Here is a 16,862-nt window from a genome sequence, read left to right on the forward strand (position 1 = left end):
TCTTATATCGTTAAATCTTGCTCCTCCTTCATCTTCAGCCCGATGGCAAAGACTTCCGCCACGATGAGGGCAATCAGTCCCAGCAGCAGATTCGTGACCTTGACCGAATCGGAGAGTATCAGGTCATAAGACTTCAGCGCAAAGACCTCACGCAGGCTGCAAAGCGACAGATATTCGGGCAACAGTACGCAGACAAAGCCCACAATCAGCAGCACGCCCAAGCGGCGCAAGCGACGGACGTTTCGCCAGTTGAAGATGTCCGAACGGTTGACCGACACCACCAGACGGATGAACAGTACCAGTGCCCAGACGTTCGCTACCAGCACCAGGAGGCCCATCAGCGTGGATGCCACCTTCTGCCAGGCAGGCGTCTCAACCGGCACGCTGACCATCAGGTTGGTATAAGCCATCGGGACGTAGCGGCCCGTCTTCTCGTTGCGTACCGAGTCGGTGAACAGGTCTCCTTTCCATTCATCCAGAAACTTGGGAAGCACGGAGACCGTTCGCAGGTTGCTTACCCGCTCCAACTGGGCGCTGTTTCCGCCTTCCAGCTTCTCTCGCGCAGCGTCCATCCCCATCTGGACACCCTTTGTCATGCCCAGCCCCATGTAATAGACCGATACGCCCACCGACCAGCCCATCACTAGGAGGACGATGGCACAGAGTATGTTCAATCTTCTTTTCATGCTTCTATGTTTGTTGTATGTTTCGTAACACTCAGTTTTTTTACGGAAAGAAGGAACAGGGCAAGCGCCAATACCGCTTCGCCAATCAATACGGAATTACCCAATAATTCGGCGGTTGTTTCCACTTCCGGATAATTCAAACTCAGATAGACGGAAAGGCTGTTGTTCAATACGTGAATGAGGATGCAGGGAATCAGACTCCGTGTATGCCAGTAAATCCACGCCAGCAGGAACCCCATGAGCGAGGCGCTGACAATCTGTGCAGGGTTGAGATGAACCACACCGAACAGCAGACCTGAAATAAGGATGGATACGGCAGGAGAATATTTCTGCAACAACGCTTTCATGACGGCTCTGCGGAATACGAATTCTTCCAGCACAGGTCCTATCAACGCGATGCAGAGAATACCAACCCAGCCGGACTGTAGCGTATCAAATGTCTGCTTCATCAGATCGGGCAGAAACGTCAGTTGCGACATCAGTGCGTCTGTCAGGCAAATGCCCGATACGCCAGCCAGCAGTCCCCAGCCTAATTGGGAGTAGGGAGTGAAAGCGTATATCCGACCGTCATCGACCAGATAACCGTTTTTCCACAAATAGATGGCAATAAACACAAAGCTCAACAGCATGGCAGGAATTATTACTTCTGTCGATGCAGCAGTGACATCGAGCGTGCCCGTCGTGGCAAACTCATAAACCATCACACACGGTGCAGCTACCAACGAGCCAAATATCTGTAACAGATAATAAATCAATATTAACTTGATAACCGTCTTCATGGCGTTTTCCTTTTCTATACTATGATTAAATGCCGGCTATCAGCCCGCTGACGAACGCTACCAAAATGGTGAACAACATGACCAACACCGTAATGCACATGCTAACTGTTTTCATAACTCAAACCTTTTTAATGATATTATTTCTGTTTTTCAATGAATATTTATCGTTTTTCGATATACAAAGAAAGAATGTTTTTCTGATACTACCAAATAAAACGATAAAAATTTATCGAAAAACGATAAATCCAAATTCTGTCACTCTGACGAAGCACTGTATGAGGGTGCAATGAAGCACTGCGTGACATCCTCAGGAAGCACTGCATGACGACCTGACGAAGCACTGTGTCAGACCCTCACAAAGCACCGTGTGACAACGCCACAAAACACTCTTTGAAACGTCAACGGGAAAGGGAAAGCAAGGCACGGGCCTCGGCGGCATCGCGGTGAAGCTGTGCGGCCAGTGAGTCGAGCGAGTCGAACTTGCGTTCGGGACGGATGTGCTGCACGAAGGTGAGACGCAGGGGATGATGGTAGATATCGGCATCGAAGTCGAAGATATGCACCTCGATGGTGCGGTTGGTACCATTCTCCAGCGTGGGACGGCAGCCGATGTTCAGCATGCCACCGTAAGTATGATTATCCACGTCCACCCGAACCGCATAGACGCCACGAGCAGGAATGAGTTTGCAAGGATCGTCCACATCAAGATTGGCTGTGGGATAACCCAGTTTATGACCTACTTGGAAACCGCTCACCACCGTGCCGTTCAGGAAGTAACGGTAGCCTAAGTAATCGGCAGCACGGACCACATCACCCTCATGGAGCAGGCGGCGGATGCTGGACGAGCCGATACGCAAGTCTTCACCGGTTTCTCCCGAAATACCCAGTGATGAAGGAAGGCAGGCTTTGCCGGGCAGGACTTTGATGCCCAGTTCGCGGCCGTAGCGTACGTAGTCGTCGAAACCTTCACGGCGATCGTGACCGAAACGGTGGTCGTAGCCGATGAAGAGTGTACGAATATTGTAGCGGCGTATTAAAAGTTCCATAAACTGTCGGGCAGAAAGTGCAGCCAGTTCGGGTGTGAAGTCGAGCAGCAGGCAATAATCCAGTCCTGACTCATCAAGTAATGCCAGCTTTTCATCGCAGGTAGTCAGCAGTTCGGCGCGGAAGTCGGGCTGCATCACACAACGTGGATGGACGGGGAAGGTGATGACCGTCGAAGCCATTCCCTGTTCAACTGCTGCAGTCTGTATTTGGTTGAGCAGAAAACGGTGACCTCGATGCACACCGTCGAAGAAGCCAATGGTGGCCACACTGGGGCGTATTTGATTTACTGGAATATCGGATATCTGCTGCACGGTCTTTTTCAGCTTTTGAACAAATGACTCCAGTCTTCGTGCGCCTTCGGCATATAGGTGCGTATGCCCAGCGTTTCGGCTGCACGGCAGTTGCCCTCGGCATCGTCGAGGAACAGCGAACGGGACGGATCGGCTCCTGTCTCTGCCAATACTTGTCGGAAGATGGCGATATCAGGCTTGGCAAGTTTCATCTCGTAGGAGAGGAAGATGCGGTCGAAGAAATCTTCTACTCGGTGGCCATTATAGGAGAAGACATGGCGGAGTAACCACTGCCAGTGGATGTCGTTGGTATTGCTCAGCAAGTAGAGTCTGTAACGGCGGCGGAGCTCCAGCAGCAGGTCGAGCTTGTAGGAGGGAATGCCTACCAGGAAGCTGTTCCAGGCTTCGTCTATTTGGGCATCCGTTACAGAAACGCCCGCCATCTTTCTGATTTCGTCGCGGAACTCTGCATCGTTAATCAGCCCCTTTTCGTGAAGCAGGAAGAAGCCCTGCTGGTGGCAGACGTCGAGCATCGCCTGTACGTTTGTAATGCCCAATTCATTGAAACGGTCGATGCAACGTTGGCGGTCGAGATCTATCAGTACCCCGCCAAAGTCTATAATAAGCGTATCTATTCCTTGCAAATCCATCATTCCCAGATTAATTGTTCTTTATTTCTTCCGCAAACGCTGAACCCAACGTATCCCTTCGCCTACCCATAGTACCAGCGACGAGGAGGCGATAATCAGCAGCCATGTCTGTCCGTCGAGTGGCACGGTGCGGAATACGGCACCACCGAACTGTACGATGAGGAACTGCCCCACCAGAATAGCCAATACGATGAACTCCATACCATAGGATTTCGAAATGCCCTTGAAAGCGGAATCGGTCGTGCCGAACACGCGGGCATTGAAGAGGTTCCAGAACTGGAGCATCACAAAGAAGGTGAAGAAAATGGTCAGTTCGCGCACCGTCATGCTTTCCTGCTCAAAGTAAAGCAGCATGCCCATCAGGATGCAGGCAAAGAGCAGACCTACGCCGAATATCATCACCTGCATGGGCTTGGTAATGATGAAATCGGTCGGCTTGCGGGGCTTCTCCTTCATCACGCTCTCGCTGGGCGGGATGGAAGCCAGCGCCAGGGCGGCAAAGGTATCCATGATGAGGTTTACCCACAGCATCTGCGTCACGGTGAGCGGCAGGTCGGTACCTACTAGCGAACCCAGCAGCACGATGAACAGGGCTACGAAGTTGATGGTGAGCTGGAAGACGATGAAGCGCTGGATGTTCTTGTAGAGCGAACGTCCCCACATGACGGCAGTGCCGATGCTGTTGAACGAATCGTCGAGCAGGGTAATGTCACTGGCTTCCTTGGCCACGGAGGTACCTGTACCCATAGAAAGTCCCACCTGGGCGTGGTTTAAGGCGGGCGCATCGTTCGTACCGTCGCCTGTTACGGCTACTACAGCTCCTTTTTGTTGGAGCAGTTGCACGAGGCGTTGCTTGTCCGTAGGACGTGCGCGCGACATAATCTTCAGGTCCATCACACGGTCGAGAGCTTCTTCATCAGTCAGGGCGGCGAAGTCGGCACCGGTGATGCGGTTGCGTTCGGTGTCTTCAGGCTTCCACAGACCTATCTGGCGGGCAATCTCGGTAGCAGTGCCCGGCGTGTCGCCTGTCACAATCTTCACACCGATACCGGCCGACTGGCACTTCTGTACGGCAGCAGGTACATCGGGACGGATGGGGTCGCTGATGGCTACCACGCCCACAAATGAGAGATCACTATCCGCTACCAGGGAAGCACAATCGCGTGTATCATCGTCGGCAACCAGTTTATAAGCGAAGCCCAAGGTGCGCATCGCCATGTTCTGATAGCCCAGCAGCTGGGCTTCGACAGTAGAGCGGTAGGGAGCGGCATCTATACGCTTGCCGTCCAGCACCACGTCCTTACACTTGCCCAAAACTATTTCAGGAGCCCCCTTTACGTAGAGCACTTTCTTATTCAATAAAGGTGAATGTACCAGCGTAGCCATGTACTTACGTTCCGTCGAGAAAGTCAGCTGGTCTACCACCTGTGCCGCTTCACGCAGTTTCAAGTAGTCCTGTCCCTGTTTGTTGAGCCACAGGAGCAGTGCTACTTCGGTGGGATTGCCTACACCCTTTACCTTTCCGTCTGCCGTAGCTTCTTCGAGGAAGGCGGTGGAGTTGGCACTGATACCTTCTTTCACCACGTGGCTCAATTCGTCATCGGCCAGTTCGCCACGGTTCTTCAGACCGTAGAAGCTGGGTTCGTACACTTGCATCTGGTTCTGTGTCAGTGTACCTGTCTTGTCGGTACAGATAACGGTGATGGCACCCATCGTTTCGCAGGCATGCATCTTGCGTACCAGGTTGTTGGTGGAGAGCATGCGGCGCATGTTCAGCGCCAGGCTTAGGGTGACACTCATCGGCAAGCCTTCGGGTACGGCTACTACAATCAGTGTGACGGCCATCATGAAGTATTTCAGTGTAGCCTGCAGGGCGGGCAGCCAGTCGGCAAAAGTATGGAAGGAAGAGAAATCGTAGAAGAGGATAACATCCTTCACAAAAAAGATAGCAAACGCCAGCCCGGCAGCGGTAAAGCCGATCTTACCTATCAGATTGGCTAACTTGGTGAGCTGGATATTCAATGGGGTAGGTTCAGTGGTTTGCTCCGTACTCTGACGGGCCACCTTACCGATTTCGGTCGCATCGCCTACGGCCTCAACACGCATCATGCCATGCCCATCGACTACGGTCGTACCACGCAACACACGGTTGGAGGCATACGTGGCCTCTTCGTCAAAGTCAGCTTCGACGGTCGTTTTGGAAACCACCGGTTCGCCGGTCAGATTAGACTCATTTACCTGCAACGAAACAGCCTCGAGCAACGTACCGTCGGCAGGCATTTCCTCGCCCGTTTCCAGAATGACGACATCGCCCACCACCACATCCTTGCGGGGTACTTCCTGTACGTGTCCGTTACGGATCACCTTGACCAGTGTCTCTTCGTTGACGGCGTTCAGTAGGTCGAACTTCTTGTTGGCATCGTACTCAAAGAAGAAGCCGATGCCTGTAGCCAGCAGGATAGCGGCGATAATGCCGATAGTCTCAGCGTATTCGTTCTCGACAATCGAAATGATCAGCGAAAACAAAGCGGCTACAAGCAGTACTTTTACAACAGGGTCTTGAAATTTCTCCAAATAGAGCTTGAACAGAGAGGGGCGTTTGGGAGGTGTCAACAGGTTTACACCATGTTCGGCACGGCTGCGGCGTACCTCTTCGTCGGTCAATCCGAAATGATTGGTATTTTCTTTCATTGTGCTCATGCAGATTGTTCATGTTTTAATTAACCGAGCACAAAAATACAACAATAATTCAGACGGTTAACATTATTAATTCTTTTTAGGAAAGATGAATACATATATACCCGAACAATCAAACGCCAATTTGCGTTTATTATGCAGAGATGAAGAAACAAGATTATTAAAAACAAAAACAAAAGAAAGTATGGACAAATACATCTGCACCGTATGTGAATACATCTACGATCCCGAATTGGGTGACCCTGAAAATGGCATTGCGCCAGGTACTTCTTTTGAAGACTTGCCCGATGACTGGGTATGTCCTCTCTGTGGAGTAGGCAAAGAAGACTTTGAAAAGACTCATTAAATAGAGAAAATAAAAAGGAAGAAGGCTTCGTGATTACGAAGCCTTCTTTTCTTTGATGTCACAGCTGGCTTCCACCACATTCACCACGTAGTCGCCCAGTTTCTCGCACTCGGCAATGATGTCCATGTAATAGACGCCCATCTGATAGCTGTATTCTTTGTTGTTCACATCGATGATGTTCTGGTTTTTCAATTGGTTACGATAATTGTTGATTTCGTTTTCCAGGTTGTAGGACTTGTTCACATCTACCGGGTGATGTTCGGTACGTTCTACCACTGCAATCATTTGCGAAAGTGCCTCGTCGGCCAGCTTCATCATACAGTGGATATGGTCGTACTGCTTTTCATTAAAGTCTTCATTGGCTTGCCGTTTGCGGCTGATCGTGCGCGCCAAATTATAGCAGCTGTCTCCAATACTCTCTATTTCGGTTACTTCGCGAAGCATACCCCGTATCTGCAGTTTACTTTCTGAGCTCAAACGGCCTTCGGATACTTGATTCAGGTAGTTGGCAATCTCTAGCTCCATGCTGTCGCTGATGTTTTCATATTTCTCTACCCGGCTGAAGACACGATTAAAATCATCGTCTTTTTCCGTATGCAGCAGGTCGCGCACCATGCCGAACATGCGATGTGTACGCTCTGCAAAGAGATGGATTTCTTTGTTTGCCTGCAATATAGAAAGCTCTGCAGTAGAAAGCATACCGCCCGAAATGAAGCGCAAGCGATATTCTTCGTCCTGCTCCTTAGACGGAATAATAGCACAGACGGTACGTTCGATAAAGGGAACGAACCAAATCAGAATCAGTACGTTGCAGATATTAAAGGCTGTATGGAAAGCTGACAGCTTGAAGGAAACCGCTACCGCAGGGTCAGTCGATCCCATCACGTTCTCGACAAACCAGGAAACGGCCTCTGTGAAAGGAACGAAAAGAACGAGTACCCAGATAACGCCAAACACATTGAATGCCAAGTGAGCCAGCGCAGCCCGCTTGGCTTGTGTATTACCCGTAAGTGCCGCCAGATTGGCTGTAATCGTTGTACCAATATTTTCGCCCAGTACCAATGCGGCACCCAATTCAAAACTGATCCAACCGTTGGCACACATAATCAGCGTAATAGCCATGGTAGCAGCTGAGGCTTGGACTACCATTGTCAGGATGGTACCGATGAATACGAACAGCAGGATGGAAAGGAAGCCCATATCCGTATAGTTCTGTACGAAAGCCAGCATATCAGGATTTTGGCTCAAGTCTGGGGCATTGTTTTTCAAGTAGGAGAGCCCCATGAACAGGAAGGAGAAACCGAAAATGAATTCACCGACAGACTTGCGGTTGCTTTTTTGAGAGAAGAGGAGAGGAATGCCAAAGGCTAACAGAGGGAGGGCGAAGGCAGCGATGTCGACCTTGAAGCCCAAAGCTGAAATAATCCAAGCCGTAACCGTGGTACCGATATTGGCACCCATAATGACGCCGATGGATTGGGAAAGAGTCAGTAGACCTGCGTTAACGAAACTAACCACCATGACAGTGGTAGCGGAAGAAGATTGTACCAGGGCTGTGATCAACACGCCGGTCAGTACACCGGTCACCCGATTGGTAGTCATTGCTGTCAGGATTTTCCTGAGCCGGTCGCCGGCAAACTTCTGAAGGCCTTCACTCATGATCTTCATTCCATAAAGGAATAAAGCCAAGGAACCGAGCAACTTTAAAAAATCATAAAAAGAATACTCCATCTTTAATTATTTAAGGGGTTTCTTTGCTCCATCTGTTATTAAGCTTATCTTTAGTGCTGTCAAACTCCAAAAAGAAGACTTATGAAACACATGTTACAAATCTGTTGCAAAAATAATAATATTTATAAAGAATTCCCTATCGGAAGCTCACTTTTGGATATTTATTCCGGACTTAATCTTAATTTTCCCTATCAGGTGGTCAGTGCAAAGGTTAACAACCGCTCCGAAGGACTTAACTTTCGGGTGTACAACAACAAGGATGTCGAGTTTCTCGATGTACGCGATCCGTCGGGCATGCGTACCTATGTTCGGTCACTCTGTTTTATTCTTTATAAGACGGTCAGTGAACTCTTCCCCGAGGGTAAGCTTTACGTGGAACATCCTGTATCCAAGGGGTATTTCTGCAACCTGCGTATCGGGCGTCCCATCGAACTGGAAGACGTTCAGGCGATTAAAAAGCGAATGCAGGAGATTATTGCCGAAGATATTCCTTTCCACCGTATCGAGTGCCACACCAGCGAAGCTGTCCGTGTATTCAGTGAACGGGGGATGGACGATAAGGTGAAACTGTTGGAAACATCGGGATCGCTCTATACCTATTATTACACATTGGGAGATACGGTAGACTACTATTACGGCAATCTGCTTCCCAGCACGGGATTTATCAAGTTGTTCGACATTGTGAAATACTATGACGGTCTGTTGCTGCGTATTCCCAACAAGGAAAATCCCAACGTGCTGGAAGAAGTCGTGAAACAGGAAAAAATGCTTGACGTATTCAAAGAACATTTACGTTGGAATCATATCATGGGCTTGAGCAACGTAGGAGATTTTAACCAGGCTTGTCTGGATGGGCATGCTACAGATCTTATCAATGTGGCTGAAGCCTTGCAGGAAAAAAAGATAGCACAAATAGCTGATGACATTTTTCTGCGGACGCAAAACGGCACGCGTGCACAGCTGGTACTGATATCCGGTCCTTCGTCTTCGGGCAAAACAACCTTCAGCAAACGCCTCAGTGTGCAGCTGATGACCAACGGACTTCATCCCTATCCCATTTCGTTGGATAACTACTTCGTGGATCGCGAACAGACGCCGTTCGACGAGAAAGGCAACTACGACTATGAATCGCTTTATGCGCTCGATCTCAAACTGTTCAACGAACAGCTTCAGGCCCTGCTGCGTGGTGAAGAAGTGGAGTTGCCCCGTTTCAACTTCACGACCGGCAAGAAAGAATTCAAAGGTGACAAACTGCGGATCGACGAGCATACCATCCTTATTTTGGAAGGTATCCATGCTTTGAACCCCGAATTGACACCTCAGATTCCCAATGAGAACAAGTATAAGATTTATGTATCGGCTCTGACTACCATTTCGCTGGACGACCATAACTGGATACCCACGACGGACAACCGCCTGATACGCCGCATCATCCGCGACTACAACTACCGTGGTTATTCGGCTCAGGAAACGATCTCCCGCTGGCCCAGCGTACGTGCTGGAGAGGATAAATGGATTTTTCCCTACCAGGAGAACGCGGACGTGATGTTCAATTCGGCTCTGCTCTTCGAACTGGCCGTGCTGCGCTGTCATGCCGAACCGATACTGAACAGCGTGCCACGCAACTGCTCTGAATATTCCGAGGCCTACCGTCTGTTGAAGTTTATCAAATACTTTACTCCTGTGCAGGATAAGGAAATACCTCCTACGTCGCTCCTGCGTGAGTTCCTTGGCGGAAGCAGTTTCAAATATTGATGGAGGTGACAATATCTTTTTATCCTTTTTATACAAAATATCAGATTTTGCTTACCTTTGCACACAACAAAACAACATTTGTATGAAAAAGATACTTCTGATTGGGCTTGTGGCTGCTTTCTGTTTATGCGGTCACAGCCGTGCACAAAACCAAAACAGTGCCGCTGACCTGATGAAGCAGGCACAGGAAAATCTGGACAAGCATTCGTACATCACAGCGCGTTATCTGTTTCTGCAAGCTTATAATGCTTTTGTGGCAGAGGGCGATTATGCGCAGGCTGTTGTGTGTGGAGTCAATGCTTGTGCTCTCTATCATCGGGAGAACTACTATAAGGAAGCTTTCGAAGTGCTGACCCGAGCTGACCAGATGGTAAGCGAGGGTGAGAAGAAAAGCGGAAAGCAGATGCCCGCCCTGCGCTATCCCATCATTAAGGAGCGGATGCGCATGTACCTGAACATGGGTAAGACCGGCAATGCCAAGACGCAGCTCGACCAGCTGGAAGACGTGTCCAAGAAAGCAGACAGTGACTCACTGAAAACCGACCTGCTCTACACGCAGGCCGCCTATTTCTACACCCTGCGGCAGAACGATAAGGGGGACGCCACCATCCGCCAGCTGATTGAGGAAAGCAATCGTCAACAGGCCGCCGAAGCTCAAAGCAAATACGACACGCTGAAGCAGCAATACGACACGAGCCTCCAGACTATCGAGGAAAAAGATAGCTCGCTCTCTGCCAAACAGTACTTCATTGTCAGCCTTGGCATTCTGTCCATCATTCTGGCAGCAGCTCTGGTTGGTGTGGCTGTCATCCTGTTGCGCTTTTTTGTGCTGAGCCGCAAGCAGAAGAAAGCAATCGCACTGGCCAACGAGCACAACGAGCTGAAGACGCAGTTCATCCAGAACATCTCGGCGCAGATGGAACCTACGTTGGCCACGCTGGACGACCGCCAGCCGGGTGTACAGGCCCTGAGAGGCTTTGCGCAGCACATTCAGGAACTTTCCGACCTGGAGCAGTCGCTGTCCGAGCCCTACGAGGCCGAGGAAAAGAACGTGAGCACCTTCTGCGAGGGGCTGATGGAGAAAATACAGAAGGCGAACCAGAAAGACCTCGCCTTGTCGGTCAACGCTCCGAAACTGAACGTCAAGATTTGTCCTGAACAGTTGGAATACATCCTGCTGCACCTGCTGGAGAACGCTGTTCGCTACACGCCCGACGGCGGCAAGGTGACGCTCGACTTCAAGAAACGCGGCGCACACACCCACCAGTTCATCGTGACGGACACCGGCTGCGGCATTTCCGAAGAGCAACGCGCCAAACTCTTCAAGCCCTTTAGCGAAATCAAGGACCTGACGCAGGGCGACGGACTGGGTTTACCTATCTGTTCCCTGATGGCCATCCGCATGAACGGCAGCTTGACGCTGGACGAAGGCTACACGAAGGGTGCACGATTCATTCTGGAGTTGCACGCGTGAGTGCATAGCGACTAAAAAAAACGAGGCACGGACTATACGGAATTTCGCGGCGGGAAAAGCCCACCGACCTATCGTTCCGCGTAGTCTGTGCCTCGTTTTATGTCCGGACGTGACCCCGATCGGCTATTTCAGCCAGGTAGCTCGCTTCCACAAGTACTCCATCGGACCGTGGCTGTGGCGGCGCATCCACCAGCGGCAGAAGGCCAGCTGGACGATGAAGATCAGTGCGCCGACCAGGACGCTGGTCGTAATGCCCAACTTGTCGTGCAGGCCGAAGCCCCAGTTGTAGAACAGCATGGAACCGATGATGCTCTGCGTGATGTAGTTGGTCAGGCTCATACGGCCATAGGGGATGAGGTAATCCAGCCGCTCCTTCAGACGAGTACGGTAATAACCGTTGAGAACGGCCGATACCAGCAACAGCATGAAGGCAAACTTGTAAAGAGAGGATACCACAAGCAGCAACGGCGTACGTACCGAGGGGTTCTCCACAAAATCGGGCAGCATGTTGCCCAGTCCGTAGAGCGGGAAGAAGGCGACGAGCGATCCGCACAGCACCTTGTTCCAGAATTTCAGATTCTCCTTCAGGAACAAGCCCCGGCGGCCTACCAGATAGCCGAAGATAAAGAGGGCTGCCGTCTGGAACACACGTCCGTTGTCCCACGCCCAGGCCAGACTGGCCAGCTGGCCTTCCCACAGGTTGACGCGCAGGGTGTCGAGGAAGGTGCCATGGCTTTGTGCCTCGAATGTAGCGGCCCACAGGTTACCTGTAGGCAAGGCAGGTGTCACGAACGTCGGGTCGAAGGCAGCACGGATCACATAGTAGAGCGGCAGTGGCTGTACCAGCAATACGCAGGCCAGGATGAACAGCCACTTGTCGCGCAGGCGGCATATCAGCGGCAGGATGAAGCCCACCAACGAATAGAGCACCAGTACCTCGGCCGTGAAGAACGAGGCGTTCAGGTTGCCGATGAGGAAGAGAAGCACCAGCCGCCAGCAGAAGCGCAGGCGGAAATCACGCCCGCGCAGACGCTGGTTGTCGTACTGAATGAAGTAGCTGAACCCGAAAAGCAGGGCAAACACGGCATACGCCTTGCCGCCCAGCAGGAAGAAGAGGCCGTCCCACACGGCACGGTCCGTGAAGGCCAGCCAGGCACTCTGCCCCGCCGTGTCGGGGAAGGAGTAGAAGTTGAAGTGTTCAATCGAATGCAGCAGGATGATGCCCATCACTGCCAGTCCGCGCAGCACGTCGGCCACGTCCACGCGCGCATGTCTCTGTATCTGTTGTTCCATCGGTTTGTATCGGTTCAAAGACTGTTTTCCGTTCATTCTGTCATTTCTCCAGCTGATACAGGCCACGGTTGATCAGCAGCCACTTCACGTCGGGCTCCTGCCCACGGTAGTTCTTGTACATGTCCATGGCGTCGTCGATGCCGCCGGGCGTCAGGATATAGCGGCGGAAGCGGTCGGCCAGCTCGGGGTTGAAGATGTTGCCGTTCTCGGTAAAGGCACCGTAGGCATCGCAATCCAGCACCTCGGCCCAGATGTAGCTGTAGTAGCCCGCCGTATAGCCGCCACCCATCGTGTGGTTGAAGTAGGTGGTGCGGTAGCGCGAGAGAATCTGCTTCAGCAGCTTGCGCTTGCCCAGTGTCTTGGCCTCGAAAGCCATCACGTCCATATCCTCGGGAATAGACTTCAAGGTGTGGAAGTCCATGTCGAGGTACGAGGCAGCCAGGTATTCCACCGTGGCGAAGCCTTGTCCGTACTTGCCGCTCTTGGCCAGCTTCTTCACCAGTTCGGCAGGCATCATCTCGCCCGTCTGGTAGTGGCGGGCATAGTATTTCAGTACTTCGGGTTCGAAGGCCCAATGTTCGTTGATCTGTGAAGGCAGTTCCACGAAATCGCGGGGCACGCCGCTGACACCCGAATAGTGAACGTCGCGGAAGAGGCTGTGCAGCCCGTGGCCGAATTCGTGGAAGAGGGTCGAAGCCTCGTCGGCACTGAGCAGGGCGGGCTGGCCTTCGGTGGGCTTGGTGAAGTTGCAGACGATAGTCACCACAGGGATGATGCGGTTGCCGTGCTTGTCATACCCCTGCGGACGATAGCTGCCACACCAGGCTCCGCCGCGCTTGCTGGCACGGGGGAAGAAGTCGAAGTAAATGATTCCCAGCGTCTTGCCGTCCTTGTCGATGCACTCGAAGACCTGCGCCTCGGGATGGGGCAGCGGCATGTAGGTGAGCGGACGGAAACGGATGCCATACAGGCGGGTAGCCACATAGAAAGCTCCCTCGCGCACATGGTTCAGCTCCAGATAGGGGCGCACTTCGTTCTCGTCGATGTCGAACTTGGCCTTCCTGGCTTTCTCGAAGTAGTAGCGCCAGTCCCAGCCTTCGGCCTTGAACTTTTTGCCGTCCTTTTTGATTTCGGCCTGGATGTCCTTCAGTTCTTCCTTGGCTTTCGCCAGTGCAGGTTCCCAAATCTGGTCGAGCAGGGCATACACCTTGTCGGGTGTCTTGGCCATGCGCGTCTCCAGCGCCAGCGAGGCATAGTCTTCGTACCCCATCAGGCGGGCCTTCTCCAGGCGGGCCTCCAGCAGCTCGCGCACCACGGCCTTGTTGTCGGCGTCATTGCCGTTGTTGCCGCGGTTGGTGTAGGCCTTGAAAATCTGTTCGCGCAGGGCACGGTTGTCGGCATATTGCAGGAAGGGCATCACACTGGGATTTTGCAGGGTAAACACCCACTTGCCCTCCAATCCCTGCTGACGGGCCGTTTCGGCGGCCGAGGCTACCAGCGTGGCGGGCAGGCCGGAGAGGTCGGCTTCGTTGTCGATGATCAGCTTGTAGGCGTTCGTCTCCTGCAGCATGTTCTGCCCGAAGGTGAGCTGGAGCAGGGCGATGCGGCTGTTCAGCTCGCGCAGCTTCTGCTGGTCGGCCTCGCTGAGGTTGGCGCCGCTGCGCACAAAGTCCTTGTAGGTCTCCTCGAGCAGTTTCGTCTGCTCCTTGTCCAGGCCGAGGCGTTCGCGGTTGTTGTACACCTGCTTGACGCGGGCGAAGAGGGCGGCGTTGAGCGAGATGTCGTCGCTATGCGCCGAGAGCAGGGGCGAGAGCTCCTTGCTCAGGGCCTGCAGCTCGGGCGTGGTGTTGCAGCTGTTCTGTCCGCCAAAGACGAGGGACACGCGCCGGAGCAGCGCGCCGCTACGATCGAGGGCGGCGATGGTGTTGTCGAAGTCGGGCACGGAACGCTGGCGCACGATGGCGTCGATTTCTCGTTTCTGTTCTTCCATACCCTTGAGGAAGGCCTCGCGGTAGTCGGCCACCTCGATCTGTTCGAAGGGCGGCACGCCGTAGGGGGTGGTGTACTCGGTGAGGAAGGGGTTTGTCCGCGCGCCCGGGGCGTCGGCCTGGCCGTAGGCAGCCATCGAGGCGCCCAGCAGGGCGGCTGCACAAAGGTTTCTGCAAATGTTTGTTTTCATATCGTTGGATTTGATGGTTTTTCGCTGCACAAAGATAGGATTTTTTTGCCAATCTTCCTTTCGGCAGGCTGGTTGTACTGATTTTTGTTCACTTGCAGGGATGCAAACGGTTGAAAATCGCGATTTTTGTTCACTTGCAGGGATGCAAACGGTTGAAAATTGCGATTTTTGTTTACTTGAAGGGGTGCAAACGATTGAAAATTATGATTTTTGTTCACTTGCACCGGTGCAAACATTCAAAAATTGGATTTTCGGGCCGGCCGCAGTGTGGCGGGCGAATGGAGAGGGACAGGGCTGCCTGCCGAAAAAAGCGGGGGGCGTGCCGGCGGCCTTGCAAGGCTTCGTCGGGCACGCTCCCCGTATCTGTAGAAACGGCGTCGGGCGTCAGCGTAAGGCTTCCACCTCGTCGGGTGTCAGAGGAATCTTCTTGCCCAGGCGGCGGGCACCGTCGGCGGTGATGAGGTAGTCCTCCTCGTTGCGGATGCCGCCGAAGTGGCGGTATTCCTCCACCTTGTCGTAGTTGATGAAATCGGTAAACTTCTGCTGCCCGCGCCACAGGTCGATGAGTTCGGGGGTGAAGTAGATGCCCGGCTCCCCGGTATGCACGAAGCCCGGCTCGAGCGGAATGGCCAGACGCTGGCTCTTGCGGCCGAACTGGGTGCTCTTGGGCTGGCCGTTGTAGCCCACCCACTGCTCGCCGAGGTTCTCCATGTCGTGCACGTCGAGTCCCATCATGTGGCCCAGGCCGTGCGGATAGAACAGGGCGTGGGCACCTTCGCGGACAGCATCTTCGGCATTGCCCTTCATCAGACCCAGCTCCTTCAGGCCTTCCACCATGACACGGGCCGAGAGGTCGTAGACGTCCATATAGGGAATGCCGGGTCGCAGAGCCTTGACGCTCTCCAGATGCATGGCGTTCTGAATCTCGTAGACGGCACGCTGGCGGGGTGTGAAGGTCTTGTCGGCGGGGATGGTGGACGACATGTCGCCGCAATAGCCCGAAGGCAGTTCGGCACCGGCGTCAATGAGGAAGAGGTCGCCCGGCTTGATTTTATTGCCGTGGTAGTGGTTGTGCAGCGTCTGCCCGTTGATGGTGGCGATGGTGGCGAAGGAGAGTTCGCAATTGTTACGCTCGGCCACGTGGTTCATCTCGGCCACCACCTCGTATTCGTACATGCCGGGACGGATGCACTTCATGGCGGCGATGTGCATGTCGGCCGTTACGTTGCAGGCCTTCTCGATTTCTTCGATTTCCTCGGCCGTCTTGTAGTTGCGCTGCGCCACCACGGCACGGATAAAGGGTACAGACCCCTCCTGGCGTGCGGGCGGCAGGCCCAGCCAGTCCATCAGCTTCAACTTGTGCTCGGCGCGGTAGGGCGGCAGGTAATGGATGCTCTGACCGCTCTGCACGGCCTTGTGCAGGTAGCTGACGATATCGGCCGCGGGGCGTGTGTCGGCGATGCCCACGGCTGCGGCTTTCTCGCGGAGCGTGGGCTGCGTACCCATCCAGACGATGTAGTCGATGCTCAGTTCGTCGCCGAAAATGATTTCACGGTCTTCGTCGATGTCGATGATGGCCGACAGCCCGGCGAAGGAAAGTCCGAAATAATAAAGGAAAGTAGAATCCTGACGATAGCGGAAGGTGTTGTCCTCGTAGTTCAGTCCCTGTTCGTCGTTCCCCAGGAACAGCAGGACACCCGAGCCCACGGTTTTCTTCAGCTGGGCTCTGCGCTGTACATAAGTTTCTTTCGCAAACATGGTGTTTCTTGCTTTAAAGGTTGATTGATTGCAAAGATAGCGAAAGGCGAGTGTAGAAGCAAATGAAAACTCAGTTTTCAGTTTGATTATGCCGAGTCGCATCCTGTCTTATTGAAAGATAGTGAAAGGCGAGGGCAGAAACAAACGAAAAACCTTGTTTTTCATTTGCCAGTACGC

Annotated in this window: 12 protein-coding genes; 3 read left to right on the forward strand and 9 right to left on the reverse strand. The window is 52.9% G+C overall.

Features of this window, described 5'->3' with window-relative positions:
- Positions 1-2: 2 nt before the first annotated feature.
- From BQ8005_RS12685 to BQ8005_RS12710, 5 genes are all read right to left on the reverse strand, one after another.
- On the reverse strand, positions 3-686 hold the full coding sequence (locus BQ8005_RS12685) for a DUF2975 domain-containing protein (RefSeq protein ID WP_075318312.1): 684 nt from the start codon (positions 684-686) through the stop codon (positions 3-5).
- Entirely contained in the window at positions 683-1,465 is a 783-nt protein-coding gene (locus BQ8005_RS12690) for a CPBP family intramembrane glutamic endopeptidase (protein ID WP_075318313.1), read from the reverse strand. Before BQ8005_RS12690 ends, BQ8005_RS12685 begins: the two co-directional genes overlap by 4 nt.
- A 398-nt stretch (positions 1,466-1,863) precedes the next feature.
- Positions 1,864-2,823, reverse strand: coding sequence for a riboflavin biosynthesis protein RibF (ribF, locus tag BQ8005_RS12700; RefSeq protein WP_075318315.1), 960 nt, complete (start codon positions 2,821-2,823; stop codon positions 1,864-1,866).
- Between the two features lie 8 nt (positions 2,824-2,831).
- Positions 2,832-3,452, reverse strand: a complete 621-nt coding sequence (locus BQ8005_RS12705; protein ID WP_075319205.1) for an HAD family hydrolase — start codon at positions 3,450-3,452, stop codon at positions 2,832-2,834.
- 21 nt (positions 3,453-3,473) lie between these two features.
- On the reverse strand, positions 3,474-6,152 hold the full coding sequence (locus BQ8005_RS12710; protein ID WP_075318316.1) for a calcium-translocating P-type ATPase, PMCA-type: 2,679 nt from the start codon (positions 6,150-6,152) through the stop codon (positions 3,474-3,476).
- Between the two features lie 181 nt (positions 6,153-6,333).
- On the opposite strand from BQ8005_RS12710, the gene rd reads away from it, so the two are divergent.
- Entirely contained in the window at positions 6,334-6,495 is a 162-nt protein-coding gene (gene rd / locus BQ8005_RS12715; protein WP_075318317.1) for a rubredoxin, read from the forward strand.
- 33 nt (positions 6,496-6,528) lie between these two features.
- Here rd and BQ8005_RS12720 read toward each other — a convergent pair whose 3' ends face one another.
- On the reverse strand, positions 6,529-8,226 hold the full coding sequence (locus tag BQ8005_RS12720; RefSeq protein WP_075318318.1) for a Na/Pi cotransporter family protein: 1,698 nt from the start codon (positions 8,224-8,226) through the stop codon (positions 6,529-6,531).
- An 81-nt stretch (positions 8,227-8,307) separates the two neighbouring features.
- Between BQ8005_RS12720 and BQ8005_RS12725 the strand changes: the two genes are divergently transcribed.
- Positions 8,308-9,981: a nucleoside kinase gene (locus BQ8005_RS12725; RefSeq protein WP_075318319.1), complete on the forward strand. Its 1,674-nt coding sequence runs from the start codon at positions 8,308-8,310 to the stop codon at positions 9,979-9,981.
- A gap of 82 nt (positions 9,982-10,063) precedes the next feature.
- Positions 10,064-11,455, forward strand: a complete 1,392-nt coding sequence (locus BQ8005_RS12730; RefSeq protein WP_075318320.1) for a sensor histidine kinase — start codon at positions 10,064-10,066, stop codon at positions 11,453-11,455.
- A 123-nt stretch (positions 11,456-11,578) separates the two neighbouring features.
- Here BQ8005_RS12730 and BQ8005_RS12735 read toward each other — a convergent pair whose 3' ends face one another.
- The 3 genes from BQ8005_RS12735 to BQ8005_RS12750 all read right to left on the reverse strand — a co-directional run bounded on the left by BQ8005_RS12735 (position 11,579) and on the right by BQ8005_RS12750 (position 16,685).
- Complete coding sequence (locus tag BQ8005_RS12735) at positions 11,579-12,748, reverse strand: DUF418 domain-containing protein (protein WP_075318321.1); 1,170 nt, start codon at positions 12,746-12,748, stop codon at positions 11,579-11,581.
- A 40-nt stretch (positions 12,749-12,788) separates the two neighbouring features.
- A complete protein-coding gene (locus tag BQ8005_RS12740; protein ID WP_083610565.1) occupies positions 12,789-14,927 on the reverse strand; it encodes a M3 family metallopeptidase in 2,139 nt (712 codons plus the stop codon).
- Positions 14,928-15,311: 384 nt separating this feature from the next.
- Positions 15,312-16,685, reverse strand: coding sequence for an aminopeptidase P family protein (locus BQ8005_RS12750; protein ID WP_075318323.1), 1,374 nt, complete (start codon positions 16,683-16,685; stop codon positions 15,312-15,314).
- Between the last annotated feature and the right edge of the window lie 177 nt (positions 16,686-16,862).

The sequence above is a fragment of the Bacteroides togonis genome, assembly GCF_900130135.1.
Taxonomy (GTDB): domain Bacteria; phylum Bacteroidota; class Bacteroidia; order Bacteroidales; family Bacteroidaceae; genus Bacteroides; species Bacteroides pullorum.

Bases quoted from the DNA above. Each gene is read 5' to 3' on its own strand.
- BQ8005_RS12685 (WP_075318312.1), bottom strand. From the start codon at position 686: ATGAAAAGAAGATTGAACATACTCTGTGCCATCGTCCTCCTAGTGATG.
- BQ8005_RS12690 (WP_075318313.1), bottom strand. From the start codon at position 1,465: ATGAAGACGGTTATCAAGTTAATATTGATTTATTATCTGTTACAGATA.
- BQ8005_RS12705 (WP_075319205.1), bottom strand. From the start codon at position 3,452: ATGGATTTGCAAGGAATAGATACGCTTATTATAGACTTTGGCGGGGTA.
- BQ8005_RS12710 (WP_075318316.1), bottom strand. From the start codon at position 6,152: ATGAGCACAATGAAAGAAAATACCAATCATTTCGGATTGACCGACGAA.
- rd (WP_075318317.1), top strand. From the start codon at position 6,334: ATGGACAAATACATCTGCACCGTATGTGAATACATCTACGATCCCGAA.
- BQ8005_RS12720 (WP_075318318.1), bottom strand. From the start codon at position 8,226: ATGGAGTATTCTTTTTATGATTTTTTAAAGTTGCTCGGTTCCTTGGCT.
- BQ8005_RS12725 (WP_075318319.1), top strand. From the start codon at position 8,308: ATGAAACACATGTTACAAATCTGTTGCAAAAATAATAATATTTATAAA.
- BQ8005_RS12730 (WP_075318320.1), top strand. From the start codon at position 10,064: ATGAAAAAGATACTTCTGATTGGGCTTGTGGCTGCTTTCTGTTTATGC.
- BQ8005_RS12735 (WP_075318321.1), bottom strand. From the start codon at position 12,748: ATGGAACAACAGATACAGAGACATGCGCGCGTGGACGTGGCCGACGTG.
- BQ8005_RS12740 (WP_083610565.1), bottom strand. From the start codon at position 14,927: ATGAAAACAAACATTTGCAGAAACCTTTGTGCAGCCGCCCTGCTGGGC.
- BQ8005_RS12750 (WP_075318323.1), bottom strand. From the start codon at position 16,685: ATGTTTGCGAAAGAAACTTATGTACAGCGCAGAGCCCAGCTGAAGAAA.